Annotated in this window: 38 protein-coding genes; all 38 read left to right on the top strand. The window is 70.7% G+C overall.

Translation table 11 applies throughout. The features are described from left to right. Window positions 1-91 precede the first annotated feature (91 nt). The 38 genes from rpsL to rplM all read left to right on the top strand — a co-directional run bounded on the left by rpsL (window position 92) and on the right by rplM (window position 24,880). Window positions 92-466 carry a 30S ribosomal protein S12 gene (gene rpsL, locus ACRYR8_RS07255; protein WP_012084987.1) on the top strand — a complete coding sequence of 125 codons (375 nt, stop codon included), beginning with the start codon at window positions 92-94 and terminating at the stop codon, window positions 464-466. Further along, a complete protein-coding gene (rpsG, locus tag ACRYR8_RS07250; RefSeq protein ID WP_432483624.1) occupies window positions 466-936 on the top strand; it encodes a 30S ribosomal protein S7 in 471 nt (156 codons plus the stop codon). Before rpsL ends, rpsG begins: the two co-directional genes overlap by 1 nt. A gap of 56 nt (window positions 937-992) precedes the next feature. Continuing rightward, window positions 993-3,095 (top strand): elongation factor G, encoded by a 2,103-nt coding sequence (fusA, locus tag ACRYR8_RS07245; protein ID WP_432483622.1) that lies wholly within the window; start codon window positions 993-995, stop codon window positions 3,093-3,095. A 134-nt stretch (window positions 3,096-3,229) separates the two neighbouring features. Continuing rightward, on the top strand, window positions 3,230-4,423 hold the full coding sequence (gene tuf / locus ACRYR8_RS07240) for an elongation factor Tu (protein WP_432483620.1): 1,194 nt from the start codon (window positions 3,230-3,232) through the stop codon (window positions 4,421-4,423). 435 nt (window positions 4,424-4,858) lie between these two features. Beyond that, window positions 4,859-5,167 (top strand): 30S ribosomal protein S10, encoded by a 309-nt coding sequence (gene rpsJ / locus ACRYR8_RS07235; protein WP_012084982.1) that lies wholly within the window; start codon window positions 4,859-4,861, stop codon window positions 5,165-5,167. Window positions 5,168-5,180: 13 nt separating this feature from the next. Next, window positions 5,181-5,840, top strand: a complete 660-nt coding sequence (gene rplC, locus ACRYR8_RS07230) for a 50S ribosomal protein L3 (protein ID WP_432483617.1) — start codon at window positions 5,181-5,183, stop codon at window positions 5,838-5,840. Between the two features lie 4 nt (window positions 5,841-5,844). Continuing rightward, window positions 5,845-6,540, top strand: a complete 696-nt coding sequence (rplD, locus tag ACRYR8_RS07225) for a 50S ribosomal protein L4 (protein WP_432483615.1) — start codon at window positions 5,845-5,847, stop codon at window positions 6,538-6,540. Between the two features lie 5 nt (window positions 6,541-6,545). Further along, window positions 6,546-6,848 carry a 50S ribosomal protein L23 gene (gene rplW, locus ACRYR8_RS07220; protein WP_432483636.1) on the top strand — a complete coding sequence of 101 codons (303 nt, stop codon included), beginning with the start codon at window positions 6,546-6,548 and terminating at the stop codon, window positions 6,846-6,848. 55 nt (window positions 6,849-6,903) lie between these two features. Further along, the gene (rplB, locus tag ACRYR8_RS07215; protein WP_432483613.1) at window positions 6,904-7,740 is read left to right on the top strand and encodes a 50S ribosomal protein L2; all 837 of its coding nucleotides are present in this window, start codon (window positions 6,904-6,906) and stop codon (window positions 7,738-7,740) included. 18 nt (window positions 7,741-7,758) lie between these two features. Continuing rightward, complete coding sequence (rpsS, locus tag ACRYR8_RS07210) at window positions 7,759-8,040, top strand: 30S ribosomal protein S19 (protein ID WP_432483611.1); 282 nt, start codon at window positions 7,759-7,761, stop codon at window positions 8,038-8,040. A 50-nt stretch (window positions 8,041-8,090) separates the two neighbouring features. Continuing rightward, window positions 8,091-8,471, top strand: a complete 381-nt coding sequence (gene rplV / locus ACRYR8_RS07205) for a 50S ribosomal protein L22 (RefSeq protein ID WP_242126757.1) — start codon at window positions 8,091-8,093, stop codon at window positions 8,469-8,471. Further along, the gene (gene rpsC, locus ACRYR8_RS07200; RefSeq protein WP_432483609.1) at window positions 8,471-9,322 is read left to right on the top strand and encodes a 30S ribosomal protein S3; all 852 of its coding nucleotides are present in this window, start codon (window positions 8,471-8,473) and stop codon (window positions 9,320-9,322) included. The genes rplV and rpsC overlap by 1 nt, the downstream gene beginning before the upstream one ends. 3 nt (window positions 9,323-9,325) lie before the next feature. Next, window positions 9,326-9,742: a 50S ribosomal protein L16 gene (gene rplP / locus ACRYR8_RS07195; RefSeq protein WP_432483607.1), complete on the top strand. Its 417-nt coding sequence runs from the start codon at window positions 9,326-9,328 to the stop codon at window positions 9,740-9,742. After that, window positions 9,742-9,990, top strand: a complete 249-nt coding sequence (gene rpmC, locus ACRYR8_RS07190; RefSeq protein ID WP_432483605.1) for a 50S ribosomal protein L29 — start codon at window positions 9,742-9,744, stop codon at window positions 9,988-9,990. Before rplP ends, rpmC begins: the two co-directional genes overlap by 1 nt. After that, window positions 9,987-10,271 carry a 30S ribosomal protein S17 gene (gene rpsQ, locus ACRYR8_RS07185; protein ID WP_308220261.1) on the top strand — a complete coding sequence of 95 codons (285 nt, stop codon included), beginning with the start codon at window positions 9,987-9,989 and terminating at the stop codon, window positions 10,269-10,271. The genes rpmC and rpsQ overlap by 4 nt, the downstream gene beginning before the upstream one ends. A 109-nt stretch (window positions 10,272-10,380) precedes the next feature. Further along, window positions 10,381-10,749: a 50S ribosomal protein L14 gene (gene rplN, locus ACRYR8_RS07180; protein ID WP_166609817.1), complete on the top strand. Its 369-nt coding sequence runs from the start codon at window positions 10,381-10,383 to the stop codon at window positions 10,747-10,749. Window positions 10,750-10,752: 3 nt separating this feature from the next. Beyond that, window positions 10,753-11,124, top strand: a complete 372-nt coding sequence (gene rplX, locus ACRYR8_RS07175) for a 50S ribosomal protein L24 (protein WP_432483602.1) — start codon at window positions 10,753-10,755, stop codon at window positions 11,122-11,124. Continuing rightward, the gene (gene rplE / locus ACRYR8_RS07170) at window positions 11,124-11,693 is read left to right on the top strand and encodes a 50S ribosomal protein L5 (protein WP_432483600.1); all 570 of its coding nucleotides are present in this window, start codon (window positions 11,124-11,126) and stop codon (window positions 11,691-11,693) included. Before rplX ends, rplE begins: the two co-directional genes overlap by 1 nt. A 2-nt stretch (window positions 11,694-11,695) precedes the next feature. Then, a complete protein-coding gene (locus ACRYR8_RS07165; protein WP_369055792.1) occupies window positions 11,696-11,881 on the top strand; it encodes a type Z 30S ribosomal protein S14 in 186 nt (61 codons plus the stop codon). Between the two features lie 82 nt (window positions 11,882-11,963). Beyond that, window positions 11,964-12,362, top strand: coding sequence for a 30S ribosomal protein S8 (rpsH, locus tag ACRYR8_RS07160; protein WP_432483598.1), 399 nt, complete (start codon window positions 11,964-11,966; stop codon window positions 12,360-12,362). Window positions 12,363-12,375: 13 nt separating this feature from the next. Beyond that, a complete protein-coding gene (rplF, locus tag ACRYR8_RS07155; RefSeq protein WP_432483596.1) occupies window positions 12,376-12,915 on the top strand; it encodes a 50S ribosomal protein L6 in 540 nt (179 codons plus the stop codon). Between the two features lie 2 nt (window positions 12,916-12,917). Continuing rightward, entirely contained in the window at window positions 12,918-13,295 is a 378-nt protein-coding gene (gene rplR / locus ACRYR8_RS07150; protein WP_432483594.1) for a 50S ribosomal protein L18, read from the top strand. Between the two features lie 34 nt (window positions 13,296-13,329). Further along, window positions 13,330-13,974 (top strand): 30S ribosomal protein S5, encoded by a 645-nt coding sequence (gene rpsE / locus ACRYR8_RS07145; RefSeq protein ID WP_432483592.1) that lies wholly within the window; start codon window positions 13,330-13,332, stop codon window positions 13,972-13,974. After that, window positions 13,974-14,156 carry a 50S ribosomal protein L30 gene (gene rpmD, locus ACRYR8_RS07140; protein WP_432483590.1) on the top strand — a complete coding sequence of 61 codons (183 nt, stop codon included), beginning with the start codon at window positions 13,974-13,976 and terminating at the stop codon, window positions 14,154-14,156. Before rpsE ends, rpmD begins: the two co-directional genes overlap by 1 nt. A 1-nt stretch (window position 14,157) precedes the next feature. Then, window positions 14,158-14,619 (top strand): 50S ribosomal protein L15, encoded by a 462-nt coding sequence (rplO, locus tag ACRYR8_RS07135; protein WP_432483588.1) that lies wholly within the window; start codon window positions 14,158-14,160, stop codon window positions 14,617-14,619. Window positions 14,620-14,821: 202 nt separating this feature from the next. After that, on the top strand, window positions 14,822-16,123 hold the full coding sequence (gene secY, locus ACRYR8_RS07130) for a preprotein translocase subunit SecY (protein ID WP_432483586.1): 1,302 nt from the start codon (window positions 14,822-14,824) through the stop codon (window positions 16,121-16,123). Continuing rightward, window positions 16,120-16,695, top strand: coding sequence for an adenylate kinase (locus tag ACRYR8_RS07125; protein WP_432483584.1), 576 nt, complete (start codon window positions 16,120-16,122; stop codon window positions 16,693-16,695). The genes secY and ACRYR8_RS07125 overlap by 4 nt, the downstream gene beginning before the upstream one ends. Before the next feature lie 9 nt (window positions 16,696-16,704). Next, window positions 16,705-17,517: a type I methionyl aminopeptidase gene (map, locus tag ACRYR8_RS07120; protein ID WP_432483582.1), complete on the top strand. Its 813-nt coding sequence runs from the start codon at window positions 16,705-16,707 to the stop codon at window positions 17,515-17,517. A gap of 160 nt (window positions 17,518-17,677) precedes the next feature. Further along, window positions 17,678-17,899, top strand: a complete 222-nt coding sequence (infA, locus tag ACRYR8_RS07115; RefSeq protein WP_012084955.1) for a translation initiation factor IF-1 — start codon at window positions 17,678-17,680, stop codon at window positions 17,897-17,899. 73 nt (window positions 17,900-17,972) lie between these two features. Beyond that, on the top strand, window positions 17,973-18,086 hold the full coding sequence (gene rpmJ, locus ACRYR8_RS07110; protein WP_106209588.1) for a 50S ribosomal protein L36: 114 nt from the start codon (window positions 17,973-17,975) through the stop codon (window positions 18,084-18,086). Window positions 18,087-18,260: 174 nt separating this feature from the next. Then, the gene (gene rpsM, locus ACRYR8_RS07105; RefSeq protein WP_432483579.1) at window positions 18,261-18,641 is read left to right on the top strand and encodes a 30S ribosomal protein S13; all 381 of its coding nucleotides are present in this window, start codon (window positions 18,261-18,263) and stop codon (window positions 18,639-18,641) included. A 90-nt stretch (window positions 18,642-18,731) separates the two neighbouring features. Continuing rightward, window positions 18,732-19,139: a 30S ribosomal protein S11 gene (gene rpsK, locus ACRYR8_RS07100; protein WP_106209584.1), complete on the top strand. Its 408-nt coding sequence runs from the start codon at window positions 18,732-18,734 to the stop codon at window positions 19,137-19,139. A gap of 151 nt (window positions 19,140-19,290) precedes the next feature. Then, window positions 19,291-20,304, top strand: a complete 1,014-nt coding sequence (locus tag ACRYR8_RS07095) for a DNA-directed RNA polymerase subunit alpha (protein WP_432483576.1) — start codon at window positions 19,291-19,293, stop codon at window positions 20,302-20,304. Window positions 20,305-20,364: 60 nt separating this feature from the next. After that, the gene (rplQ, locus tag ACRYR8_RS07090) at window positions 20,365-20,988 is read left to right on the top strand and encodes a 50S ribosomal protein L17 (RefSeq protein ID WP_432483574.1); all 624 of its coding nucleotides are present in this window, start codon (window positions 20,365-20,367) and stop codon (window positions 20,986-20,988) included. Window positions 20,989-21,104: 116 nt separating this feature from the next. Then, the gene (locus ACRYR8_RS07085; RefSeq protein WP_432483572.1) at window positions 21,105-21,968 is read left to right on the top strand and encodes a tRNA pseudouridine synthase A; all 864 of its coding nucleotides are present in this window, start codon (window positions 21,105-21,107) and stop codon (window positions 21,966-21,968) included. A 52-nt stretch (window positions 21,969-22,020) separates the two neighbouring features. Further along, window positions 22,021-22,503: a SixA phosphatase family protein gene (locus tag ACRYR8_RS07080; protein WP_432483570.1), complete on the top strand. Its 483-nt coding sequence runs from the start codon at window positions 22,021-22,023 to the stop codon at window positions 22,501-22,503. Between the two features lie 84 nt (window positions 22,504-22,587). After that, on the top strand, window positions 22,588-24,270 hold the full coding sequence (locus tag ACRYR8_RS07075; RefSeq protein ID WP_432483568.1) for an ABC-F family ATP-binding cassette domain-containing protein: 1,683 nt from the start codon (window positions 22,588-22,590) through the stop codon (window positions 24,268-24,270). 166 nt (window positions 24,271-24,436) lie between these two features. Beyond that, window positions 24,437-24,880: a 50S ribosomal protein L13 gene (gene rplM, locus ACRYR8_RS07070; RefSeq protein ID WP_432483566.1), complete on the top strand. Its 444-nt coding sequence runs from the start codon at window positions 24,437-24,439 to the stop codon at window positions 24,878-24,880. Window positions 24,881-24,900: the final 20 nt, after the last annotated feature.

The raw sequence follows: 24,900 nt of genomic DNA, 5'->3' as shown, positions 1-24,900 counted from the left end.
GTGGGTCGGCGGCGGGTCGAGCGCCGGCTCACGACGAGCGGCGCGTCCCGAGCAGCACAGCCGACGAACGAGATCGACAGACGGAGACAGGGTGCCCACCATCCAGCAGCTGGTCCGCAAGGGCCGGGAGGACAAGGTCGTCAAGACCAAGACGCCCGCCCTCAAGGGCAGCCCGCAGCGCCGCGGCGTGTGCACGCGCGTGTACACGACCACCCCGAAGAAGCCGAACTCCGCGCTGCGCAAGGTGGCGCGCGTGAAGCTCACCAGCGGCATCGAGGTGACCGCCTACATCCCCGGCGTCGGGCACAACCTCCAGGAGCACTCGATGGTCCTGGTGCGCGGCGGCCGGGTGAAGGACCTCCCCGGCGTCCGCTACAAGATCGTCCGCGGTTCCCTGGACACCCAGGGCGTCAAGAACCGCAAGCAGGCGCGCAGCCGCTACGGCGCGAAGAAGGAGAAGAGCTGATGCCGCGCAAGGGCCCCGCCCCCAAGCGTCCCCTCGTGGTGGACCCCGTCTACCAGTCCCCGCTGGTGACGCAGCTCGTCAACAAGATCCTCCTCGACGGCAAGAAGTCCGTCGCCGAGTCGATCGTCTACGGCGCCCTCGAGGGTGCGCGCGACAAGACCGGCGGTGACCCCGTCGTCGTCCTCAAGCGCGCCCTGGACAACGTCAAGCCGGCGCTCGAGGTCCGTTCCCGCCGCGTCGGCGGGTCGACCTACCAGGTGCCGATCGAGGTGCGCCCCAGCCGCTCCACGACGCTGGCCCTGCGCTGGCTGGTGGGCTACGCCCGCCAGCGTCGTGAGAAGACGATGACCGAGCGCCTGCTCAACGAGATCCTCGACGCCTCGAACGGCCTCGGTGCCGCGGTGAAGCGCCGTGAGGACACCCACAAGATGGCCGAGTCGAACCGGGCCTTCGCGCACTACCGCTGGTGACCCCAGCGGTTCCTCGCCGACTCACCCCCTCGATCCCAGGGAAGAGGCAGTAAACCGTGGCACAGGACGTGCTGACGGACCTGACCAAGGTCCGCAACATCGGCATCATGGCCCACATCGACGCCGGCAAGACCACGACCACCGAGCGGATCCTCTTCTACACGGGGATCAACTACAAGATCGGTGAGGTCCACGACGGCGCGGCCACGATGGACTGGATGGAGCAGGAGCAGGAGCGGGGGATCACCATCACCTCCGCCGCCACCACCTGCTTCTGGGAGGGCACCCAGATCAACATCATCGACACGCCCGGCCACGTCGACTTCACGGTCGAGGTCGAGCGGTCGCTGCGCGTCCTCGACGGTGCGGTCGCCGTCTTCGACGGCAAGGAGGGCGTCGAGCCCCAGTCCGAGACGGTGTGGCGGCAGGCGGACAAGTACGACGTCCCCCGCATCTGCTTCGTCAACAAGATGGACAAGCTCGGCGCCGACTTCTTCTTCACCGTGCGCACGATCATCGAGCGCCTGGGTGCCGAGCCCCTCGTCATGCAGATCCCGATCGGCGCGGAGAACGACTTCCAGGGCGTCATCGACCTGGTCTACATGCGCTCCCTGACCTGGAGCGCGGAAGCGGCCAAGGGCGAGGCGTACGAGAAGGGCCCGATCCCGGCCGAGCTGCAGGCGCAGGCCGACGAGTACCGCCAGAAGCTGGTGGAGCGCGTCGCCGAGACCGACGAGGCCCTGCTGGAGAAGTACCTCGGGGGCGAGGACCTCACCCCCGAGGAGATCAAGGCCGCCGTGCGCAAGCTGACGATCGCCAGCGAGGTCTACCCGGTCTTCTGCGGTTCCGCGTTCAAGAACAAGGGCGTGCAGCCCATGCTCGACGCGGTCCTCGACTACCTGCCGTCCCCGCTGGACGTGAAGCCGATGATCGGCCACAAGGTGGGCGACGAGTCGGTGGAGATCATCCGCAAGCCGGACGCCGACGAGCCGTTCTCGGCCCTGGCCTTCAAGGTCGCGGCGCACCCGTTCTTCGGGAAGCTGACCTACGTGCGCGTGTACTCCGGGCGGGTCGCCGCCGGTTCCCAGGTCGTGAACTCGACCAAGGGCAAGAAGGAGCGCATCGGGAAGCTCTTCCAGATGCACTCCAACAAGGAGAACCCGGTCGAGGAGGCTCGCGCGGGCCACATCTACGCGATGATCGGCCTCAAGGAGACGACGACCGGCGACACGCTGTCCGACGCGGCGCAGCAGGTCGTCCTCGAGTCGATGACCTTCCCCGAGCCCGTCATCTCCGTGGCCATCGAGCCCAAGACGAAGGGCGACCAGGAGAAGCTGGGCACCGCGATCCAGCGCCTGGCCGAGGAGGACCCCACCTTCCAGGTGGAGCTCGACCAGGAGACCGGCCAGACCATCATCAAGGGGATGGGCGAGCTCCACCTCGACATCCTCGTCGACCGCATGAAGCGCGAGTTCAAGGTCGAGGCGAACGTCGGCAAGCCGCAGGTGGCCTACCGCGAGACGATCCGCCGCGCGGTCGAGAAGATGGACTACACCCACAAGAAGCAGACGGGTGGGTCGGGCCAGTACGCGAAGGTCCAGGTGACCATCGAGCCGCTGGACACCTCCGACGGGGAGTTCTACCAGTTCGACAACAAGGTCACCGGTGGCCGCGTCCCGCGCGAGTACATCCCCTCCGTGGACGCCGGCATCCAGGACGCCATGCAGCTCGGCGTGGTCGCGGGCTACCCGCTCGTGGGCATCAAGGCGAGCCTCCTCGACGGTGCTGCGCACGACGTCGACTCCTCCGAGATGGCGTTCAAGATCGCGGGCTCGATGGTCCTCAAGGAGGCCGTCAAGCGCGCCGACCCGGTGCTCCTCGAGCCCGTGATGTCCGTCGAGGTGCGTACGCCCGCCGACTACATGGGTGAAGTCATCGGCGACCTGAACTCCCGCCGTGGGCAGATCGAGTCCATGGAGGACGTCAGCGGGGCCAAGGTCGTCAAGGCGACCGTGCCGCTGTCGGAGATGTTCGGCTACGTCGGCGACCTGCGGTCCAAGACCCAGGGTCGTGCGGTCTACACGATGCAGTTCTCCAACTACGCCGAGGTTCCCCGGAACGTGGCGGAGGAGATCGTGAAGAAGGTCCGCGGGGAGTAACCGCCCCGGGAGCCGGCGGGGGGTCCACACCCCCCGCCGGCACCAGACCGGTCACCAGACGGCGGCCGGCCACTCTCACCCACCCGCCCGATCCACGGGACGGGGAAGAAGCGACAGTCCGAGGAGGACCCCCAGTGGCGAAGGCGAAGTTCGAGCGGACTAAGCCGCACGTCAACATCGGCACGATCGGTCACATCGACCACGGGAAGACGACGCTGACGGCGGCGATCACCCGCGTGCTGCACGACAAGTACCCGGAGCTCAACCAGGCCTCGGCGTTCGACCAGATCGACAAGGCCCCCGAAGAGCGTCAGCGCGGGATCACCATCTCGATCGCGCACGTCGAGTACCAGACCGAGGCGCGCCACTACGCGCACGTCGACTGCCCGGGTCACGCGGACTACATCAAGAACATGATCACCGGTGCGGCGCAGATGGACGGCGCCATCCTGGTGGTCGCGGCGACCGACGGCCCCATGCCCCAGACCAAGGAGCACGTCATCCTGGCCCGCCAGGTCGGCGTCCCCTACATCGTCGTGGCCCTGAACAAGGCCGACATGGTCGAGGACGAGGAGCTGCTCGAGCTCGTCGAGATGGAGGTGCGCGAGCTCCTCTCCAGCTACGAGTTCCCCGGTGACGACGTCCCCGTCGTCCGGGTCTCCGCGCTGAAGGCCCTCGAGGGCGACGCCGAGTGGGGCGACAAGCTCATGGAGCTCATGAACGCGGTCGACACCGCGATCCCCGAGCCCGAGCGTGCGATCGACCAGCCCTTCCTGATGCCGATCGAGGACGTCTTCACGATCACCGGCCGCGGCACCGTCGTGACCGGCCGCATCGAGCGCGGTGTCCTCAACGTCAACCAGGAGGTCGAGGTCGTCGGCATCAAGCCGACCTCCACCAAGACCACCGTGACCAGCATCGAGATGTTCAACAAGATGCTGGACACCGGCCAGGCCGGCGACAACGCCGCCCTGCTGCTGCGCGGTCTCAAGCGTGACGACGTCGAGCGCGGCCAGGTCGTCGTGAAGCCGGGCAGCATCACGCCGCACACCGAGTTCGAGGGCCAGGCCTACATCCTGTCCAAGGACGAGGGTGGCCGTCACACGCCCTTCTACAACAACTACCGTCCGCAGTTCTACTTCCGGACGACCGACGTCACCGGCGTCGTCTCGCTGCCCGAGGGCACCGAGATGGTCATGCCCGGCGACAACACCGAGATGAAGGTCGACCTCATCCAGCCCATCGCGATGGAAGAGGGCCTGAAGTTCGCGATCCGTGAGGGTGGCCGCACCGTCGGCGCCGGTCGGGTCACGAAGATCCTCAAGTGAGCTGAGCCGGCGGGGGAGCGAGAGCCCCCCGCCGGGTCGCTCTCCGCGCGGAGGGGCGGGTCCACTCGGGCCCGCCCCTCCGTCGTGAGGGGCGCCGCCGCCGGCGGCGCCTGCCCAGTCCTCCGCGCACGGCTCGATTCGCCAAGGTGGGGTCCTGTCTGGCAGACTATCGGGGTTGCTGTGCCGCCGCGGGTGAATCCCGCCAGGCGACCGGCGACCGCGAACGTCGAACGTCTCGTACGGGCGGCGGACGGTCAACCTGAACAGGACGACCGCCGTGGGTGACCACGGCTAGGGACCACACCGGGCAACCGGGCGAGGGTGCAGATCGTGCGAGAGCGCGACACGCCCGACCTCGGGGGTCGGAGCCCCTGACGGGGCTCCGCGCCGCGCGCGAGTCAGTAGCGGTACGAAGAGAGAGAGTCAGACGACGCCATGGCGGGACAGAAGATCCGCATCAGGCTCAAGGCCTACGACCACGAGGTCATCGACAGCTCGGCGCGCAAGATCGTCGACACGGTGACCCGTACCGGCGCTTCCGTCGCCGGCCCCGTGCCGCTGCCGACCGAGAAGAACGTCTACTGCGTGATCCGCTCGCCGCACAAGTACAAGGACAGCCGCGAGCACTTCGAGATGCGCACGCACAAGCGCCTCATCGACATCATCGACCCCACGCCGAAGACCGTCGACTCGCTCATGCGTCTCGACCTCCCGGCCGGTGTCGACATCGAGATCAAGCTCTGAGGGACTGCACACGATGAGCGACAGGCAAGTGCGAGGGGTGCTCGGCACCAAGCTCGGCATGACGCAGCTGTGGGACGAGGCCAACCGCCTCATCCCCGTCACGGTCGTCAAGGTCGAGCCCAACGTCGTGACCCAGGTCCGCACCACTACCACCGACGGCTACGAGGCCGTCCAGCTCGCCACCACGGCGATCCCGCAGCGCAAGGCGAGCAAGCCGGCTGCCGGGCACTTCGCGAAGGCCGGTGTGGCGCCCCGCCGTCACCTGGTCGAGCTGCGCACCACGGACGCCGCGTCCTACGAGCCGGGCCAGGAGGTCACGGCCGAGGTGTTCGACGCGGGCACCACCGTCGACGTGGTCGGCACCACGAAGGGCAAGGGCTTCGCGGGCGTCATGAAGCGCCACGGCTTCGCGGGTGTGAGCGCTTCCCACGGCTCGCACCGCAACCACCGCAAGCCGGGCTCCATCGGCGGGTGCGCCACGCCGGGCCGCGTCTTCAAGGGCCTGCGCATGGCCGGTCGCATGGGTGCCGTGCGCCAGACGACCCAGAACCTGACCGTGCACGCGGTCGACGCGGAGAAGGGTCTGCTGCTCATCACGGGCGCCGTCCCCGGTCCCCGCGGCGCGCTCGTGCTCGTCAAGACCGCCGCCAAGGCGCGCGTGAAGGAGGCCTGAGCAGATGACCGCGACGACTGAGGCCATCACCGTCCCGCTGCGCACCGCCGACGGCGGCACCAGCGGCACCGTGGAGCTGCCCGCGGCCGACTTCGGCCGCCAGGTGAACCTCCCGCTGATCCACCAGGTCGTGACGGCCCAGCTGGCCGCCGCGCGCCAGGGCACCCACTCCACCAAGAGCCGTGGCGAGGTGCGAGGCGGTGGCAGGAAGCCCTACAAGCAGAAGGGCACCGGCCGCGCCCGTCAGGGCTCGCTGCGCGCCCCGCAGTTCACCGGCGGTGGCATCGTCCACGGCCCGCAGCCGCGCGACTACTCGCAGCGGACGCCCAAGAAGATGAAGGCCGCCGCCCTGCGCGGTGCGCTCTCCGACCGGGTGCGCCACGAGCGCCTCCACGTGGTGGAGGCCCTGGCCATCGGCGAGGCCCCCTCGACCAAGGTCGCCGTGAAGCTGCTGGCCGCGCTCTCCGGCCGCAAGAACGTGCTGGTCGTCCTGACCCGCGACGACGAGGTGGCGGCCAAGAGCCTGCGCAACATCGCCGGCGTGCACGTCCTGCCCGCGGACCAGCTGAACACCTACGACGTGGTCAAGAGCGACGACGTCGTCTTCACCCGCGCGGCGCTGGACGCCTTCGTCGCGGGGCCGCCGAAGGGTCGCAGCGCGACCGCGGTGGCGGCGGAGTCGGAAGGGAGCACCCTGTGAGCTCGATCGGCGGAACCCAGAAGGACCCGCGCGACATCCTCATCGCTCCGGTCGTCTCGGAGAAGAGCTACGGGCTCATCGACGAGGGCAAGTACACGTTCATCGTGGACCCGGCGGCGAACAAGACCGAGATCAAGATGGCGGTCGAGAAGGTGTTCGGCGTGAAGGTCTCCGCGGTGAACACCGCGAACCGGCAGGGCAAGAGCCGGCGCACCCGGTACGGCACCGGCAAGCGCAAGGACACCAAGCGGGCCATCGTGACGTTGCGCGAGGGCACGATCGACATCTTCGGCGGCTCGGTCGCCTGAGCCCCAGGGCTCGCACGACTGCCGTAGACACCTTCGAACCCGAGGAACCGACGCAATGGGAATCCGCAAGTACAAGCCGACGACGCCGGGCCGCCGCGGCTCGTCCGTCGCCGACTTCGTCGAGGTCACGCGGAGCGAGCCGGAGAAGTCGCTCGTCCGCCCCCTCACCAAGTCCGGCGGCCGCAACTCGACCGGGCGCATCACGACCCGCCACATCGGTGGTGGCCACAAGCGCGCCTACCGCGTCATCGACTTCCGTCGTGACGACAAGGACGGCGTGCCGGCGAAGGTCGCGCACATCGAGTACGACCCCAACCGCACCGCGCGCATCGCGCTGCTGCACTACGTGGACGGCGAGAAGCGCTACATCATCGCGCCGACCCGTCTGAAGCAGGGCGACCGGATCGAGAACGGCCCCACGGCCGACATCAAGCCGGGCAACAACCTGCCGCTGCGCAACATCCCGGTCGGCACCGTGATCCACGCGATCGAGCTGCGCCCCGGTGGCGGTGCGAAGATCGCCCGCTCCGCCGGTGCCAGCGTGCAGCTGGTGGCCCGCGAGGGCCGCTTCGCGCAGCTCCGCATGCCCTCCGGTGAGATCCGCAACGTCGACGTCCGCTGCCGCGCGACGATCGGCGAGGTGGGCAACGCCGAGCAGTCGAACATCAACTGGGGCAAGGCCGGCCGCATGCGCTGGAAGGGCAAGCGCCCGACCGTCCGTGGAGTCGCCATGAACCCGATCGACCACCCGCACGGTGGTGGTGAGGGCAAGACGTCCGGTGGCCGTCACCCCGTCAGCCCCTGGGGTCAGCCTGAGGGCCGCACGCGGCGTCCGGGCAAGGAGAGCGACAAGCTCATCGTCCGTCGTCGCCGCACCGGCAAGAAGCGCTGATAGGGAGTCCAGGCCAGCATGCCTCGCAGCTTGAAGAAGGGCCCGTTCATCGACGACCACCTTCAGAGGAAGGTGGACTCGCAGAACGAGGCCGGCACGCACAACGTCATCCGTACCTGGTCCCGCCGTTCGGTCATCACGCCGGACTTCCTGGGCCACACGTTCGCGGTGCACGACGGCCGCAAGCACGTCCCCGTCTTCGTCACCGAGGCGATGGTGGGGCACAAGCTCGGCGAGTTCGCGCCCACGCGCACGTTCAAGGGCCACGAGAAGGACGACCGCAAGGGGCGTCGTCGCTGAGCACCGCTCATCGACGACGTCACAGACTGAGACCAGAAGGCAGGACAGGGATGGAAGCCAAGGCGCAGACGCGGTACCTCCGCGTCACGCCCCAGAAGGCGCGCCGAGTCGTCGACCTCGTCCGGGGCAAGCAGGCCACCGAGGCCGTCGCCGTGCTCTCGTTCGCCCCGCAGTCGGCGGCCGAGCCGGTGCGGAAGCTCGTCGAGAGCGCCATCGCGAACGCGAAGTTCCTCGCGGACAAGCACTCTGAGGCGTTCGACCCCAACGACTACGTGGTCAAGGCGATCCACGTCGACGAAGGCCCCACCATGAAGCGCTTCCGTCCCCGCGCCCAGGGCCGCGCGGGACGCATCCTGAAGCGCACCAGCCACATCACGGTGGTCGTCGCCCCCGCCGTCGCCGGCGCCAAGAAGACGAGGAGGACCCGCTAGTGGGACAGAAGGTCAACCCGCACGGGTTCCGACTGGGCATCACCACCGACCACAAGAGCCGCTGGTTCGCGGACTCCACCAAGACGGGTCAGCGCTACGCCGACTACGTCAAGGAGGACGTCGCGATCCGCCGCCTCATGTCCAAGGGCATGGAGCGGGCCGGCATCTCCAAGGTCGAGATCGAGCGCACCCGCGACCGCGTGCGCGTCGACATCCACACCGCCCGGCCGGGCATCGTCATCGGCCGTCGCGGCGCGGAGGCCGACCGCATCCGCGGTGAGCTGGAGAAGCTCACCGGAAAGCAGGTGCAGCTGAACATCCTCGAGGTCAAGAACCCCGAGGTGGACGCCCAGCTCGTGGCGCAGGGCATCGCCGAGCAGCTCGCCAGCCGCGTGTCGTTCCGCCGCGCCATGCGCAAGGGCATGCAGACGTCCCTGCGCTCCGGTGCCAAGGGCATCCGCGTGCAGTGCGCCGGCCGCCTGGGCGGCGCCGAGATGAGCCGCTCCGAGTTCTACCGCGAGGGTCGTGTGCCGCTGCACACGCTGCGCGCGAACATCGACTACGGCTTCTACGAGGCCCGCACGACCTTCGGCCGCATCGGCGTGAAGGTCTGGATCTACCACGGTGACGTCACCAGCCGTGAGCTCGCCCAGTCGCAGGCCGCCGCTCCGCGCGCCCCGCGTCGTGGCGAGCGCGGCGACCGCCCCGACCGCGGCGGCCGTCGTCCCCGTCCCGCTCAGGACGCGGCCAGCGCGCCGGTGGCCGAGGCCGCCAGCGCCGGCAGCGCCCCGACCGGGACTGCGGCGAACGAGGCCGTCACCGGCAAGGGCAGCAACGGAACGGAGGCCTGAGTCGTGCTCATCCCACGGCGAGTCAAGCACCGCAAGCAGCACCACCCCACGCGGCGTGGTGCGGCGACCGGCGGCACCCGCGTCACCTTCGGCGAGTACGGGATCATGGCCGTCGAAGGCGGCTACGTGACCAACCGGCAGATCGAGTCGGCCCGTATCGCCATCACCCGCCACATCCGTCGTGGCGGCAAGGTCTGGATCAACATCTACCCGGACCGGCCGCTCACGAAGAAGCCCGCCGAGACCCGCATGGGTTCCGGCAAGGGCTCGCCGGAGTGGTGGATCGCGAACGTGAAGCCGGGAAGGGTCATGTTCGAGCTGTCGTTCCCCAACGAGAAGGTCGCTGCGGAGGCGCTGACCCGCGCCATCCACAAGCTTCCGGTGAAGTGCAAGATCGTGCGCCGCGAGGGTGGTGAGTGATGGCCATCGGGACCAAGGGGCTGAGCCCCGACGAGCTTCGTGAGTTCGACGACGCGAAGCTGGTCGACGAGCTCAAGAAGGCCAAGGAAGAGCTGTTCAACCTGCGCTTCCAGTCCGCGACCGGTCAGCTGGAGAACAACTCCCGGCTCCGGGCCGTCAAGCGGGACATCTCCCGCATCTACACCACGATGCGCGAGCGCGAGCTCGGCATCACCGAGGCGCCGATCACGAAGGAGGCTGCGGAGTGAGCGAGCAGACCGCCGCCGCCGCGACGAGCGAGCGCGGCTACCGCAAGACGCGCCGCGGCTACGTCGTCAGCGACAAGATGCAGAAGACCGTCGTGGTCGAGGTCGAGGACCGCGTGAAGCACCCGCTCTACGCCAAGGTCATCCGCCGCACCACCAAGGTCAAGGCGCACGACGAGGCTTCGACGGCCGGCGTGGGGGACCTCGTCCTCATCGCCGAGACCCGGCCGCTGTCGGCCACGAAGCGCTGGCGCGTGGTCGAGGTCCTCGAGCGCGCCAAGTGACCTCGGGCGGAGCGCGGCTGCGCACCGCCCCCCGTACCCCATGTCCGTTCGGCCAGGCTCGGCGCCCCCTCGCGGGGCGTCGAGAACCGGCGCGACGAAGGAGTAGAGAGTGATCCAGCAGGAGTCGCGGCTCAAGGTCGCCGACAACACGGGTGCCAAGGAGATCCTGTGCATCCGCGTGCTCGGCGGTTCCGGCCGCCGCTACGCGGGCATCGGTGACGTGATCGTGGCCACGGTCAAGGACGCGATCCCCGGTGGCAACGTGAAGAAGGGCGACGTGGTCAAGGCCGTCGTCGTCCGCACCAAGAAGGAGCGTCGCCGCGCCGACGGTTCCTACATCCGCTTCGACGAGAACGCCGCCGTGATCCTCCGCGCCGACGGCGACCCGCGCGGCACCCGCATCTTCGGGCCCGTGGGTCGCGAACTGCGTGAGAAGAAGTTCATGCGCATCATCTCGCTGGCTCCGGAGGTGCTCTGACCCATGGGGAAGATCCGCATCAAGAAGGGTGACCTCGTCCAGGTCGTCACCCGTGTGCGTGGACGCCGCAACGAGGACGGGACGAAGACCTCCGACCTCGGCAAGCAGGGCAAGGTCCTGGAGGTCTTCGCCGACACGCAGCGCGTGCTCGTCGAGGGCGTCAACCAGATGAAGCGGCACACCAAGGCCCGTCCGGGTGTCGCCGGCGGCATCGAGGTCCGCGAGGCCCCGATCCACATCAGCAACGTGCAGCTGGTGGACCCGGAGACGGGCAAGCCGACCCGCGTCGGCATCCGCACCGAGCAGGTCGAGCGCGACGGCCGGACCAAGACCAACCGGATCCGCGTCGCCAAGCGCTCCGGCAAGGACATCTGATGACTACTGAGACTGAAGCCCGCGTGCTGCCCCGCCTGAAGCAGCGCTACCGTGACGAGATCAAGGGTCAGCTGCACGAGCAGTTCTCCTACGGCAACGTCATGCAAATCCCCGGCCTGGTCAAGGTCGTGGTGAACATGGGTGTCGGCGAGGCCGCTCGCGACTCCAAGCTGATCGACGGCGCCGTGCGCGACCTGACCGTCATCACCGGCCAGAAGCCGCAGGTGACCAAGGCCCGCAAGTCGATCGCCCAGTTCAAGCTCCGCGAGGGCATGCCGATCGGCGCGCACACCACGCTGCGCGGCGACCGCATGTGGGAGTTCCTGGACCGCCTGCTGTCGCTCGCCCTGCCACGCATCCGCGACTTCCGCGGCCTGTCGGCGAAGCAGTTCGACGGCAACGGCAACTACACCTTCGGTCTCAACGAGCAGTCGATGTTCCACGAGATCGACCAGGACAAGATCGACCGCGTCCGCGGCATGGACATCACGGTCGTGACGACGGCCAAGACCGACGAGGAGGGCCGTGCGCTGCTGCGTGCGCTGGGCTTCCCGTTCAAGGAGAACTGACCGTGGCGAAGACCGCTCTCGTTACCAAGGCCGCGCGCAAGCCCAAGTTCGCTGTCCGCGCCTACACCCGTTGCCAGCGCTGCGGCCGGCCCCACGCCGTGTTCCGCAAGTTCGGCATCTGCCGCATCTGCCTGCGGGAGATGGCACACCGTGGCGAGCTGCCCGGTGTGACCAAGAGCAGCTGGTGACCTCCAACATCACGACGACGCCGCAGGTCCGCACCGCTCAGCGCGGTGTGGAAACCCCGGCGAGGAAGGGCGGACGAGCCCGATGACGATGACCGACCCCATCGCAGACATGTTGACCCGTCTGCGCAACGCCAACTCGGCGTACCACGACACGGTTTCCATGCCGTACAGCAAGCTCAAGTCGCACATCGCGGAGATCCTCCAGGCCGAGGGCTACATCGCCTCCTGGTCCGTCGAGGACGCCGAGGTCGGCAAGAAGCTGACGCTGAACCTGAAGTTCGGCCCCAACCGGGAGCGCTCCATCGCCGGCCTGCGCCGCGTGAGCAAGCCCGGTCTGCGGGTCTACGCGAAGTCGACCAACCTGCCCCGCGTGCTCGGTGGCCTCGGCGTGGCGATCCTGTCCACGTCCTCGGGGCTGCTGACCGACAAGCAGGCCAACAAGAAGGGCGTGGGTGGGGAAGTCCTCGCCTACGTCTGGTGAGGGAGGAGGACTCATGTCGCGCATCGGTCGACTCCCGATCCCCGTTCCCACGGGCGTGGACGTGACCATCGACGGCCCCGCCGTCACGGTCAAGGGCCCCAAGGGCACGCTGACGCACACCATCGCTTCGCCGATCACGGTGGAGCGCACGGACGAGGGCACCCTGCAGGTCGTTCGCCCGAACGACGAGCGGACCTCTCGCTCCCTGCACGGCCTGACCCGCACGCTCCTGGCCAACATGGTCGAGGGCGTGACCCAGGGCTACGAGAAGCGCCTCGAGATCGTCGGCACCGGTTACCGCGTGACGGCCCGGGGCTCCGACCTCGAGTTCGCCCTCGGGTTCAGCCACCCGGTCGTCGTCAAGGCGCCGGACGGCATCACCTTCGCGGTCGAGAACAACACCCGCTTCTCGGTGGCCGGCATCGACAAGCAGCAGGTCGGCGAGGTCGCTGCGAACATCCGCAAGCTCCGCAAGCCCGACCCGTACAAGGGCAAGGGCGTGCGCTACGCCGGCGAGCAGATCCGCCGCAAGGTCGGAAAGGCTGGTAAGTGACGATGGCTCTCTCCACCCAGCGCACCCAGAAGAGCAAGGCCGCGTCGCTCAAGCGCCGCCACACCCGCGTGCGCAAGAAGGTCGTGGGCACCGCTGCGCGCCCGCGCCTGGTCGTCACCCGCTCCACCCGGCACGTCTTCGTGCAGGTCATCGACGACGCGGCGGGTCACACCCTCGTGTCGGCCTCGACCATGGAGTCGGACCTGCGTGCGAGCAGCGACGACAAGTCGGCCAAGGCGAAGGCCGTCGGCGTCCTCGTCGGCGAGCGGGCCAAGGCGGCCGGCATCGAGGCCGTGGTCTTCGACCGCGGCGGCAACCGCTACGCCGGGCGCGTGGCGGCGATCGCCGACGGCGCCCGCGAGGCTGGTCTCGCCCTGTGATGACCCGAACTGTCGATGAGATGAGGAACGTCTGATGCCTGGACCCCAGCGCCGAGGCGCCGGCGCCGGTGCGGCCGGCGGCGGCGACAACCGCAACAACGACCGTCGGGACCGCCGTGACGGCGGCCGCGACCAGCGCGGGCGGGGCGACGCGGGCGACCGCGGCAACTTCGTCGAGCGCGTGGTGACCATCAACCGCGTGGCCAAGGTCGTCAAGGGCGGCCGCCGCTTCAGCTTCACGGCCCTCGTGGTCGTGGGCGACGGCGACGGCACCGTCGGCGTCGGCTACGGCAAGGCCAAGGAGGTGCCCGCGGCGATCGCCAAGGGTGTCGAGGAGGCCAAGAAGAACTTCTTCCGCGTGCCCCGCATCCAGGGCACCATCCCGCACCCCGTGCAGGGCGAGAAGGCGGCCGGCGTGGTCATGCTGCGTCCGGCCTCCCCGGGTACCGGTGTCATCGCCGGTGGTCCGGTGCGCGCCGTGCTGGAGTGCGCGGGCGTCCACGACGTCCTGTCCAAGTCCCTGGGCAGCGACAACGCCATCAACATCGTCCACGCGACGGTGGAGGCGCTGCGCGGCCTGGAGCGTCCCGAGCAGGTCGCGGCGCGCCGCGGGCTGCCGGTGGACCACGTCGCGCCCGCCGCGCTGCTGCGCGCCCGGGCCGAGGGGGTGACCGCCTGATGGGTCGCATCAAGGTCACCCAGGTGAAGTCCGCCATCGGCGGTAAGCAGAACCAGCGGGACACCCTCCGCAGCCTCGGGCTGCACAAGATCGGGCAGAGCGTCGTCAAGGACGACAAGCCCGAGTTCCGCGGCATGGCCAAGACGGTGGCGCACCTCGTGACCGTCGAGGAGGTTGACTGACATGGCGAACCAGCCGGGCGAGCACGTCCTGAAGCTGCACCACCTGCGCCCCGCCCCGGGCGCGAAGACCGCCAAGACCCGCGTCGGCCGCGGTGAGGGCAGCAAGGGCAAGACCGCCGGTCGCGGCACCAAGGGCACCAAGGCGCGGTACTCCGTGCCCGAGGCGTTCGAGGGCGGCCAGATGCCCCTGCACATGCGCCTGCCGAAGCTGCGCGGGTTCAAGAACCCGTTCCGCGTCGAGTACCAGGTCGTCAACCTCGACAAGCTGGCCTCCCTGTACCCCGAGGGCGGCACGGTCACGGTCGAGGACCTGGTCGCCAAGGGCGCGGTCCGCAAGGGCCAGCCCGTCAAGGTCCTGGGCACCGGTGAGGTCACCGTGGCCCTGCAGGTGACCGCGGACAAGTTCTCCACCTCGGCCGCCGAGAAGATCGCGGCGGCCGGCGGGACGACCACCGCCTCCTGAGCGGCGTCCCTGTTCCACCACGCACGGCGGTAGCGGCGAGTGATCGCCTGCTACCGCCGTGTGCGCGTTGTGGGTGACTGTAGGGTGCTCCGGGGAGACGCCCGCAGCACGCTGCGCACGCCGACCCGGCAGGTCTCCGCAAGTCCGTCCTCGAAGTCCACCCGCCGCGCCCCGCCGGGCAGCGGTGGCGCAGGAGGTTCACGTGCTCACCGCATTGGCCCGGGCGTTCCGCACGCCGGACCTGCGCCGCAAGCTGCTGTTCACGCTCGGCATCATCGTGCTGGTCCGTGTCGGCTCCTTCGTGCCCACGCCCGGGGTGGACTACGCCGCCGTGCAGCAGTGCATCGCGCTCGCCGACTCCGGCAACGACCTCTTGGGGTTGGTCAACCTCTTCTCGGGCGGCGCGCTGCTCCAGCTGAGCATCTTCGCGCTCGGGATCATGCCGTACATCACGGCGAGCATCATCGTCCAGCTGCTCACCGTGGTGATCCCGCGCTTCGAGGCCCTCAAGAAGGAGGGTCAGCAGGGCACGACCAAGCTGACCCAGTACACGCGCTACCTGACCATCGCCCTGGCCGTGCTGCAGTCGACGACCTACGTGACGATCGCGCGCGACCCCTCCCGGCTCTTCGGCACGGCCTGCAACGCCGAGGTGGTGCCCGACCAGAGCATCCCGGTGATCGTGCTCATGGTCATGACGATGACCGCGGGCACCGGGCTGATCATGTGGCTGGGCGAGCTGGTCACCGAGCGCGGCGTCGGCAACGGCATGTCCCTGCTCATCTTCACGCAGATCGCAGCGGGCTTCCCCACGTCGCTGTGGGCCATCCAGCGCGAGCGCGGCACGCTGACGTTCGCGGCCGTCCTGCTCATGGGCCTGGTGGTCGTGGCCGCCGTCGTGGCCGTGGAGCAGTCCCAGCGCCGCGTGCCGGTGCAGTACGCCAAGCGGATGGTCGGCCGGCGCATGTTCGGCGGCAGCTCCACCTACATCCCGCTGAAGGTCAACATGGCCGGCGTCATCCCGGTCATCTTCGCCTCCTCGCTGCTGTACCTGCCCGCGCTGGTGTCGCAGTTCAGCGACCAGGACGCCGGCTGGGTCGTGTGGATCAACAGGTACCTCGTGACCGGTGACCACCCGATCTACATGGCCACCTACTTCCTGCTGATCATCTTCTTCGCCTACTTCTACGTCGCGATCACGTTCAACCCGGACGAGGTCGCCGAGAACATGCGCAAGTACGGCGGCTTCATCCCCGGCGTGCGCGCCGGCCGGCCCACCGCCGAGTACCTCGACTACATCCTCACGCGCATCACCCTGCCAGGCTCGCTGTACCTGGGGCTCGTCTCGCTGCTTCCCCTGATCGCACTGGTGGCGTTCAATGCCAACGCGAACTTCCCCTTCGGGGGCACGTCGATCCTGATCATCGTCGGGGTGGGCCTCGAGACGGTGAAGCAGATCGAGTCCCAGCTCCAGCAGCGCAACTACGAAGGGTTCTTGCGATGAGTCGTCTCGTCCTCCTCGGTCCGCCCGGTGCCGGCAAGGGCACCCAGGCCAAGCTCCTGTCCGACCGCCTCGGCATCCCGGCGATCTCCACCGGCGACATCTTCCGGGCGAACGTCGCGGAGCGCACCGACCTGGGCAGGACGGTCCAGGAGTACCTGGACGCGGGCAAGTACGTGCCCGACTCCGTGACCAACGCCATGGTGCGCGACCGCCTGGCGCAGCCGGACGCCGCCGACGGCTTCATCCTCGACGGCTACCCGCGCACGACCGACCAGGTCCGCGAGCTCGACGACATGCTGGCCGTGGCCGGCGTGAAGCTCGACCGGGTCCTGGAGATCACCGCCGACCCCGACGAGCTCGTGCGCCGCCTGACGAAGCGCGCCCAGGTCGAGGGTCGCAGCGACGACACCGAGGAGGTCGTCCGCACCCGGCAGCAGGTCTACGCCGAGCAGACCGCCCCGCTGGTCGCGGTGTACTCCGAGCGCGGTCTGCTGCGCAGCGTGGACGGTCTGGGCGAGGTGCCCGAGGTGACCGCGCGGCTGCTGGACGCGCTGGCGTCCGACGCCGGCTGAGGCAGCTCCTTGTTCGGTCGCGAGCGCATCGAGATCAAGACGCCGGAACAGGTCGTCGCCATGCGGCGCGCGGGTCTGCTGACCCACGCAGCGCTGGAGAGCGCCCGGGCGGCCCTGCGCCCGGGGATCACCACGCGCGAGCTGGACGCCGTCGCCGCCGAGGTGATCCGCGCCGGTGGCGGCACGTCCAACTTCCTGGGCTACCACGGCTACCCGGCCACCCTGTGCATCTCCGTCAACCACGTGGTCGTCCACGGCATCCCCGGTGACCAAGTGCTGGCCGAGGGCGACGTCGTCTCCATCGACGGCGGTGCGGTCGTCGACGGCTGGCACGGCGACTCCGCGTTCACGGCCATCGTGGGGGAGCCGGCCGACCCGGCCGACGTCGAACTGGTGGAGACCACCCGCCGGGCCCTGTGGGCCGGCATCGCGGCCCTGGACCGCCGTGGGCGAGTGGGGGACGTCGGGGCCGCCGTGGAGGACGCGGTGGACGGTCGCTTCGCCATCGTCGACGGGTACACCGGCCACGGCATCGGCACGGCGATGCACATGGCGCCCGAGGTGCTCAACCACCGGGCCCGGGAGCGCGGTCCCAAGGTGCGCCCCGGCCTGTGCCTGGCCGTGGAGCCGATGTGCACCCGCGGGGGCGTCGAGACCGACGTCCTCGCCGACGAGTGGACCGTGGTGACCTCCGACGGCTCCCGAGCCGCGCACTGGGAGCACACCGTGGCGGTGCTGGAGGAGGGCCTGTGGGTGCTCACCGCCCCCGACGGCGGAGCCTCCGAGCTCGGCCCGCTCGGGGTGCGGGTCCCGCAGGAGTGACTGCGGCGCAGCGCGTCTCACCGGCGCGCTGCGCCGATTTCTTGTATGGCGCGCCGTCGACTAAGCTTGACCGTCGGTCCGCCATGCCCATGTTCCGACGCGTCAGCGCCGGGCAGAGCGGGCGGACACCGAACCGACACTTGATGGAAAAGCGGAGGACATGCCGAAGAAGGACGGCGTCATCGAGATCGAAGGCACCGTGATCGAAGCCCTGCCGAACGCGATGTTCCGCGTCGAGCTGAGCAACGGTCACAAGGTGCTCGCCCACATCTCCGGGAAGATGCGGCAGCACTACATCCGCATCCTCCCCGAGGACCGGGTGGTCGTCGAGCTCAGCCCCTACGACCTGTCCCGCGGGCGCATCGTCTACCGCTACAAGTGATCCCCCCACTGGCCGCCGGCCGGGGTCCCGCCACGCCCGTGGCCGGGGTCCGGTCTGCACGACCGGAGACACGATGAAGGTCAAGCCGAGCGTCAAGAAGATCTGCGACAAGTGCAAGGTGATCCGCCGTCACGGCCGGGTCATGATCATCTGCGACAACCTGCGCCACAAGCAGCGCCAGGGCTGATCGCAGGACCACCCCCGCCGCCGGGCCCCGCAGCCGGCAGCACCCGTTGCAGCACCCGCCCGTCCCGGTGACCACCGGAGCGGGCGACACCCCCGGTCGGAGGCCGGGGACCCGCCCGACGAGAGCGGGAGCGGTGCTGCGTCAGACCTCCGCCACAGAAGAAGGACCACCACGATGGCACGTCTCGTCGGTGTCGACCTCCCCCGCGAGAAGCGGCTGGAGATCGCACTCACGTACATCTACGGCGTCGGGCGCACCCGCGCCCAGGAGACGCTGGCCGCTACCGGCGTCAGCCCGGACCTGCGCGTCCGCGACCTCTCGGACGACGACCTGGTCGCCCTGCGCGACCACATCGAGGGCAACTACCGCGTCGAGGGTGACCTCCGCCGCGAGGTGGCCGCCGACATCCGCCGCAAGGTCGAGATCGGCACCTACCAGGGTCTGCGGCACCGCCGCGGCCTGCCCGTGCGCGGGCAGCGCACCAAGACCAACGCCCGCACCCGCAAGGGACCGAAGCGCACCGTGGCCGGCAAGAAGAAGGCCGGTCGCAAGTAAGCAGTGCGCGGCCCTCCGGGTCGCCTCGCGAGCCGTCCACCGGCTCGCCCTCGAACTCAGTCGTCGCAGTCCACCAGGAGTCCGGACACCATGCCTCCCAAGAGCCGCCAGGCCACGGCGACGCGCAAGCCGCGTCGCAAGGAGAAGAAGAACGTCGCGCACGGCCACGCGCACATCAAGAGCACGTTCAACAACACGATCGTCTCGATCACCGACCCCACCGGTGCGGTGATCGCCTGGGCCTCCGCCGGCCAGGTCGGTTTCAAGGGGTCGCGCAAGTCCACCCCGTTCGCCGCTCAGATGGCGGCCGAGGCCGCCGCCCGCCGCGCTCAGGAGCACGGCATGCGCAAGGTCGACGTCTTCGTCAAGGGTCCCGGCTCCGGCCGTGAGACCGCGATCCGCTCGCTGCAGGCCACCGGCCTGGAGGTCGGCGCGATCCAGGACGTCACCCCCAGCCCGCACAACGGCTGCCGGCCGCCCAAGCGCCGGCGCGTCTGACCCGGTGACGGAGCCGGCCACCCCCTGCGGGGCGGTGGCCGGCTCCGCCCCGACCGGCTGGTCCCGGTCGACAAGCCAGACCCCGTCGGTGGACCGATGCTGACGGGCGTGCGGGGCGTCATATGGCGGACGCCCGCGGGAAGGAACCTCCGTGCTGATCGCACAGCGCCCCACCCTCACCGAAGACGTCGTCGACGAGTACCGCTCGCGCTTCGTCATCGAGCCCCTCGAGCCCGGTTTCGGGTACACGCTCGGCAACTCGCTGCGCCGGACCCTGCTGTCCTCCATCCCGGGCGCGGCCGTGACGAGCCTGCGCATCGACGGCGTCCTGCACGAGTTCACCAGCGTGCCGGGGGTCAAGGAGGACGTCACCGAGATCGTCCTCAACGTCAAGAACCTCGTGGTCTCCTCCGAGCACGACGAGCCCGTCGTGATGTACCTGCGCAAGCAGGGGCCGGGTGCCGTGACCGCCGCCGACATCGCGCCCCCGGCCGGTGTCGAGGTGCACAACCCCGACCTGCACATCGCGACCCTCAACGGCAAGGGCAAGCTCGAGATGGAGCTGACGGTCGAGCGTGGCCGCGGCTACGTGTCGGCCGCCCAGAACAAGTCCGGCGAGCAGGAGATCGGCCGCATCCCGGTCGACTCGATCTACTCGCCCGTGCTCAAGGTCACGTACAAGGTCGAGGCCACCCGCGTCGAGCAGCGGACGGACTTCGACCGCCTCGTCGTGGACGTGGAGACCAAGCACGCCATCACCCCGCGCGACGCCGTCGCCTCGGCCGGCAAGACGCTCACCGAGCTGTTCGGACTGGCGCGCGAGCTCAACGTCGAGGCCGAGGGCATCGACATGGGCCCCTCGCCGACCGACGCAGCGCTCGCGGCCGACCTCGCGCTGGAGATCGAGGCACTGGACCTGACGGTCCGCTCGTACAACTGCCTCAAGCGCGAGGGCATCCACACCGTCGGCGAACTGGTCTCGCGCAGCGAGGCCGACCTGCTCGACATCCGCAACTTCGGGCAGAAGTCCATCGACGAGGTCAAGGCCAAGCTGGCGGGCATGGCCCTGCACCTGAAGGACTCCCCGCCCGGGTTCGACCCGAGCACCGCCGTCAACGACTTCGAGGAGGACGACCCGTCCTTCGCCGAGGACGAGCAGCTCTGACCGTCCGCTGACCGTCACCCCGCACCGGGGTGACGGCGACCTTCGAGGAGATCGACAACCATGCCCACCCCCACCAAGGGTCCGCGGCTCGGCGGCGGGCCGGCCCACGAGAAGCTCATCCTCGCCAACCTGGCGACGCAGCTGTTCGACAACCGCAGCATCACCACGACCGAGGCGAAGGCCAAGCGCCTGCGCCCCGTCGCGGAGCGGCTCATCACCTTCGCGAAGAAGGGTGACCTCGCCTCCCGTCGCCAGGTGATGAAGACGGTGCGCGACAAGTCCGTCGTGCACTTCCTGTTCACCGAGATCGCCCCGGCGATGGCGGAGCGGCAGGGCGGCTACACCCGCATCGTGAAGATCGGCCCCCGCAAGGGCGACAACGCCCCCATGGCGGTCGTCCAGCTCGTCATGGAGCCGGTCAGCGCGAAGCAGGCCACCGTGCGCGAGGCCGAGCAGGCCGCCGCCGGTGCCGCCGCCGCGTCCACCGCCGCCGCGGTCGCCGCCGACGCCGAGGCGGGCGCCGCCGCGGCGGAGGAGCCGGTCGAGGCCGGCAGCGTGGACCAGCCCGACACCCTGCCCGACGCGGGTGCCGAGGTCGACGCCGCCGAGGCCGACCCGAGCGACGAGGCCGCCGGCGCCGCGCCGGTGACCTCCACCGAGGGCACCACCGAGGACAAGGCCTGAGCGCCACCCCCTCGCACCGCGACGAGCCCGCCCTCCCCACCGGGGAGGGCGGGCTCGTCCGCGTCCCGGCCGCGGGCGGTGCGGTCGACCCCCTCCCCGGCGCACCCGCCGGCCCGGTGCGGCTGCGCCTCGACCTCGGCTACGACGGCGCCGGTTTCGCCGGCTGGGCGGAGCAGCCCGGTCTGCGCACCGTGCAGGGCGAGCTCACCCGGGCGCTGGGGCGCGTGCTGCGCCTGGACCCGCCCCCTCGCCTGACGGTCGCGGGGCGCACCGACGCCGGCGTGCACGCGCGCGGCCAGGTGGCCCACGTGGACGTCCCGGCCGAGGCGCTGGCCGCTGCCCCCGGACGGTCCGGTTCGACGCCGCAGGCGGCGCTCCTGCGGCGCCTGGCGGGGGTCCTGCCGCCGGACGTGCGGGTGCACGCGGTCCAGGAGGCGCCCGCCGGCTTCGACGCCCGCTTCTCCGCGCTGCGCCGCCGCTACGCGTACCGCGTCAGCGACCACCCCGCGGGGGTGCCGCCGCTGCGCCGGCACGACGTCCTCGGCCACCGCCGCCCCCTGGACGTCGCGGCCATGGACGCCGCCGCGCGCGCCCTGGTGGGCCTGCACGACTTCGCCGCCTACTGCAAGCCCCGGGAGGGCGCCACGACCGTGCGCGCGCTGCTGGGGTACTCCTGGCGGCGCGAGGAGGACGGCCCCGACGCGGGGCTGCTGGTGGCCGACGTGCGCGCCGACGCGTTCTGCCACTCCATGGTGCGGGCGCTGGTCGGTGCCGCGCTGGCGGTGGGGGACGGCCGCCGCGGCGCGGACTGGCCCGCGCAGGTCCTGCTGCGCGGCGTGCGCGACCCCGGCGTCGCCGTGGTGGCCCCGCACGGCCTGTGCCTGGAGGAGGTCTCCTACCCGCCGGACGCCGAGCTGGCCGCCCGCGCCCGCGAGGCGCGCGCGGTGCGCTCCGCGCCCCCCTCACCGGGACGCCCCTGAGCGTCGCGGGGCCGGGTGCGGGGGGCCGGGAGCCGTGGGGCAGTCTTGCGCCGTGCCCACGCTCGTCCTCGTCCGTCACGCCAAGGCGGACACCCCCCTCGGCCTGCAGGACATCGCCCGCCCCCTCACCGAGCGGGGCCGCGCCGACGCGGTCGCCGCCGGGCGGTGGCTGGCCGACCACGTCGCCGCCCCGGACCTGCTCGTCACCTCGCCCGCCCGGCGCACCGAGGAGACCACCGCGCGACTGCTGGACGCCTGGGGCGTCGAGCCGGCGGTCGTGGACGAGGAGCGCGTCTACGAGGCGTCCCTGGGCGACCTGCTGCGCCTGGTGCGCGGGCTGGACGCCGACCGCCCCGACGCCGTCGTCGTCCTCGTGGGCCACAACCCGGGCCTGTCGGACCTGCTGGAGGCCCTCACCGGGGAGGTCCAGCAGCTGCGCACCGCCGGGATCGCCGTCTGCGACGTGGCGGGGGCGTGGGCCGACGCCGACAGCACCAGCTGCGTCCTGCGCACCGTCCACACCGCGCGCGCCTGAGCTGCCCCCCGCCGGTGCCCCCCGAGGGGCCGGCGGGGAAAAGCGGGCGCACCCCCGGCGGCCGCGGGGGCAGACTGACCCCCCGTGGGTCACGTCGACGTCCAGGCCGTCAGTCACGAGCTGCCCGACGGGCGGCCGCTGCTGCACGAGGTCTCCTTCCGCGTCGCCGACGGGACCACCACCGCGCTGGTGGGTCCCAACGGCACCGGCAAGACGACGCTGCTGCGCCTGGTCGCCGGGGACGAGCCCGTGCAGGAGGGGGCCGTCGCCCGCAGCGGGGGGCTGGGCGTGATGCGCCAGTTCGTCGGCTCCGTGCGCGACGGCACCACGGTCGGCGAGCTGCTGGTCTCCGTGGCCCCGCCGCAGCTGCGCAGCGCCGCCGCCGCCCTGGACGCCGCCGAGCTGGCCCTGCTGGAGACCGACGCCGAGCGCGAGCAGATGCGCTACGCGCAGGCCATCGCCGACTACGCCGACGCGGGCGGCTACGACGCCGAGGTCGGGTGGGACGAGTGCACCACCGCCGCGCTGGGGATCGGCTTCGACGCCTGCCGGCACCGCTTGGTGCGCACCCTCTCCGGGGGCGAGCAGAAGCGCCTGGTGCTGGAGGCGCTGCTGCGCGGCCCCGACGAGGTGCTGCTGCTGGACGAGCCGGACAACTACCTGGACGTGCCCGGCAAGCGGTGGCTGGAGGAGCAGCTGCGGGCCACGGCCAAGTCGGTGCTGCTGGTCAGCCACGACCGCGAGCTGCTGTCCGCGGCCGCCGACCGCATCGTGACGCTGGAGCCCGGCGCCCTGGGGGCCGTCTCGTGGGTGCACGGCGGCTCCTTCGCCACCTACGGCGAGGCCCGCACGGCGCGCGGTGAGCGGCTGGAGGAGCTGCGCCGGCGCTGGGACGAGGAGCGGGTGAAGCTGCGCACGCTCGTGGTGACGCTGCGGGAGAAGTCGAAGTTCAACGACGGGGTGGCCTCGCGCTACTCGGCGGCGCAGACGCGGCTGGCGAGGTTCGAGGAGGCCGGCCCGCCGCAGGCGCCCCCGGCCGTGCAGGACGTGCGGATGCGGCTGCGCGGTGGGCGCACCGGCAAGCGCGCCGTGGTGTGCGAGCGCCTGGAGCTGACCGGCCTGATGCGCCCGTTCGACGCGGAGCTGTGGCTGGGCGACCGCGTGGCCGTCCTGGGCTCCAACGGGTCGGGCAAGTCGCACTTCCTGCGGCTGCTGGCGGCCGGCGGCACCGACCCGGACGCCGAGCACGCTCCCGTGGCCGAGCAGGCCGTGGCGCCCGTGCCGCACGCCGGCACCGCGCGCCTGGGCGCGCGGGTGCGGCCGGGCTGGTTCGCGCAGACCCACGACCAGCCGTCGCTGGTGGGTCGGACCCTGCTGGACGTGCTGCACCGGGGCACCGCCCACCGGGCGGGGCTGGACCGGGAGGCCGCCTCCCGGGCGCTGGACCGCTACGGGCTGGCGGCGGCCGCCGAGCAGCGCTTCGAGCACCTGTCGGGCGGCCAGCAGGCGCGGCTGCAGATCCTGCTGCTGGAGCTGTCGGGCGCCACGCTGCTGCTGCTGGACGAGCCGACCGACAACCTGGACCTGCACTCGGCCGAGGCGCTGGAGCAGGCGCTGGCGACCTTCGAGGGCACCGTGGTGGCCGTGACCCACGACCGCTGGTTCGCGCGGGGCTTCGACCGCTTCCTGGTCTTCGGGGCCGACGGGCGGGTCGTCGAGAGCGACGAGCCGGTCTGGGACGTGGCCCGCGTGGTGCGGGCGCGCTGAGCCGCCCGGCGCTCGCGCCACGCAGCCGTTTTGACCCTTCGGCTACTGGCCGGGTAACGTCATGGGTCGTTGTGCCCACGCAGTGCCTGTCAGCCCGATTCCCGGAGCCGGCGGCCCCGAGCGCGGGCCCGTTCCGCAACTGTTCTCGAGGAGATGGGCAAGCCCCGTGCGCACGTTCACCCCGAAGCCCGGCGACATCGACCGCCGCTGGCTCGTCATCGACGCGGAGGACGTGGTCCTGGGTCGCCTGGCGTCTCAGACCGCCACCCTCCTCCGCGGCAAGCACAAGCCGACCTTCGCGCCGCACGTCGACGGCGGCGACTACGTCGTCATCGTCAACGCCGCCAAGGTGGCCCTGACGGGCTCCAAGCGCGACCAGAAGATCGCGTACCGCCACTCCGGCTACCCGGGCGGCCTCAAGGCCACCGGCTACACCGAGCTGCTGGAGAAGAACCCCGAGAAGGCCGTCGAGAAGGCCATCCGCGGGATGCTGCCGAAGAACTCGCTGGGCCGGCAGATGCTGGCCAAGCTCAAGGTCTACGCCGGCCCTGAGCACCCGCACGCGGCGCAGCAGCCGCAGCCCTTCGAGCTGACCCAGGTCGCGCAGTGAGCGCTGCGCCCACTGCGAAC

This window comes from Kineococcus esterisolvens (assembly GCF_050871405.1).
Taxonomy (GTDB): Bacteria; Actinomycetota; Actinomycetes; order Actinomycetales; family Kineococcaceae; genus Kineococcus.
The sequence above is the reverse complement of the archived record's forward strand: the minus strand, read 5'-3'. Positions and strand labels throughout refer to the sequence as shown.

Coding starts and splice junctions, on each gene's coding strand:
- rpsG (WP_432483624.1), top strand. CDS start 466: ATGCCGCGCAAGGGCCCCGCCCCCAAGCGTCCCCTCGTGGTGGACCCC.
- rpsJ (WP_012084982.1), top strand. CDS start 4,859: ATGGCGGGACAGAAGATCCGCATCAGGCTCAAGGCCTACGACCACGAG.
- rplC (WP_432483617.1), top strand. CDS start 5,181: ATGAGCGACAGGCAAGTGCGAGGGGTGCTCGGCACCAAGCTCGGCATG.
- rplD (WP_432483615.1), top strand. CDS start 5,845: ATGACCGCGACGACTGAGGCCATCACCGTCCCGCTGCGCACCGCCGAC.
- rplB (WP_432483613.1), top strand. CDS start 6,904: ATGGGAATCCGCAAGTACAAGCCGACGACGCCGGGCCGCCGCGGCTCG.
- rpsS (WP_432483611.1), top strand. CDS start 7,759: ATGCCTCGCAGCTTGAAGAAGGGCCCGTTCATCGACGACCACCTTCAG.
- rplV (WP_242126757.1), top strand. CDS start 8,091: ATGGAAGCCAAGGCGCAGACGCGGTACCTCCGCGTCACGCCCCAGAAG.
- rpmC (WP_432483605.1), top strand. CDS start 9,742: ATGGCCATCGGGACCAAGGGGCTGAGCCCCGACGAGCTTCGTGAGTTC.
- rplX (WP_432483602.1), top strand. CDS start 10,753: ATGGGGAAGATCCGCATCAAGAAGGGTGACCTCGTCCAGGTCGTCACC.
- rplE (WP_432483600.1), top strand. CDS start 11,124: ATGACTACTGAGACTGAAGCCCGCGTGCTGCCCCGCCTGAAGCAGCGC.
- rpsH (WP_432483598.1), top strand. CDS start 11,964: ATGACGATGACCGACCCCATCGCAGACATGTTGACCCGTCTGCGCAAC.
- rplF (WP_432483596.1), top strand. CDS start 12,376: ATGTCGCGCATCGGTCGACTCCCGATCCCCGTTCCCACGGGCGTGGAC.
- rplR (WP_432483594.1), top strand. CDS start 12,918: ATGGCTCTCTCCACCCAGCGCACCCAGAAGAGCAAGGCCGCGTCGCTC.
- rpsE (WP_432483592.1), top strand. CDS start 13,330: ATGCCTGGACCCCAGCGCCGAGGCGCCGGCGCCGGTGCGGCCGGCGGC.
- rpmD (WP_432483590.1), top strand. CDS start 13,974: ATGGGTCGCATCAAGGTCACCCAGGTGAAGTCCGCCATCGGCGGTAAG.
- rplO (WP_432483588.1), top strand. CDS start 14,158: ATGGCGAACCAGCCGGGCGAGCACGTCCTGAAGCTGCACCACCTGCGC.
- ACRYR8_RS07125 (WP_432483584.1), top strand. CDS start 16,120: ATGAGTCGTCTCGTCCTCCTCGGTCCGCCCGGTGCCGGCAAGGGCACC.
- infA (WP_012084955.1), top strand. CDS start 17,678: ATGCCGAAGAAGGACGGCGTCATCGAGATCGAAGGCACCGTGATCGAA.
- rpmJ (WP_106209588.1), top strand. CDS start 17,973: ATGAAGGTCAAGCCGAGCGTCAAGAAGATCTGCGACAAGTGCAAGGTG.
- rpsM (WP_432483579.1), top strand. CDS start 18,261: ATGGCACGTCTCGTCGGTGTCGACCTCCCCCGCGAGAAGCGGCTGGAG.
- rpsK (WP_106209584.1), top strand. CDS start 18,732: ATGCCTCCCAAGAGCCGCCAGGCCACGGCGACGCGCAAGCCGCGTCGC.
- rplQ (WP_432483574.1), top strand. CDS start 20,365: ATGCCCACCCCCACCAAGGGTCCGCGGCTCGGCGGCGGGCCGGCCCAC.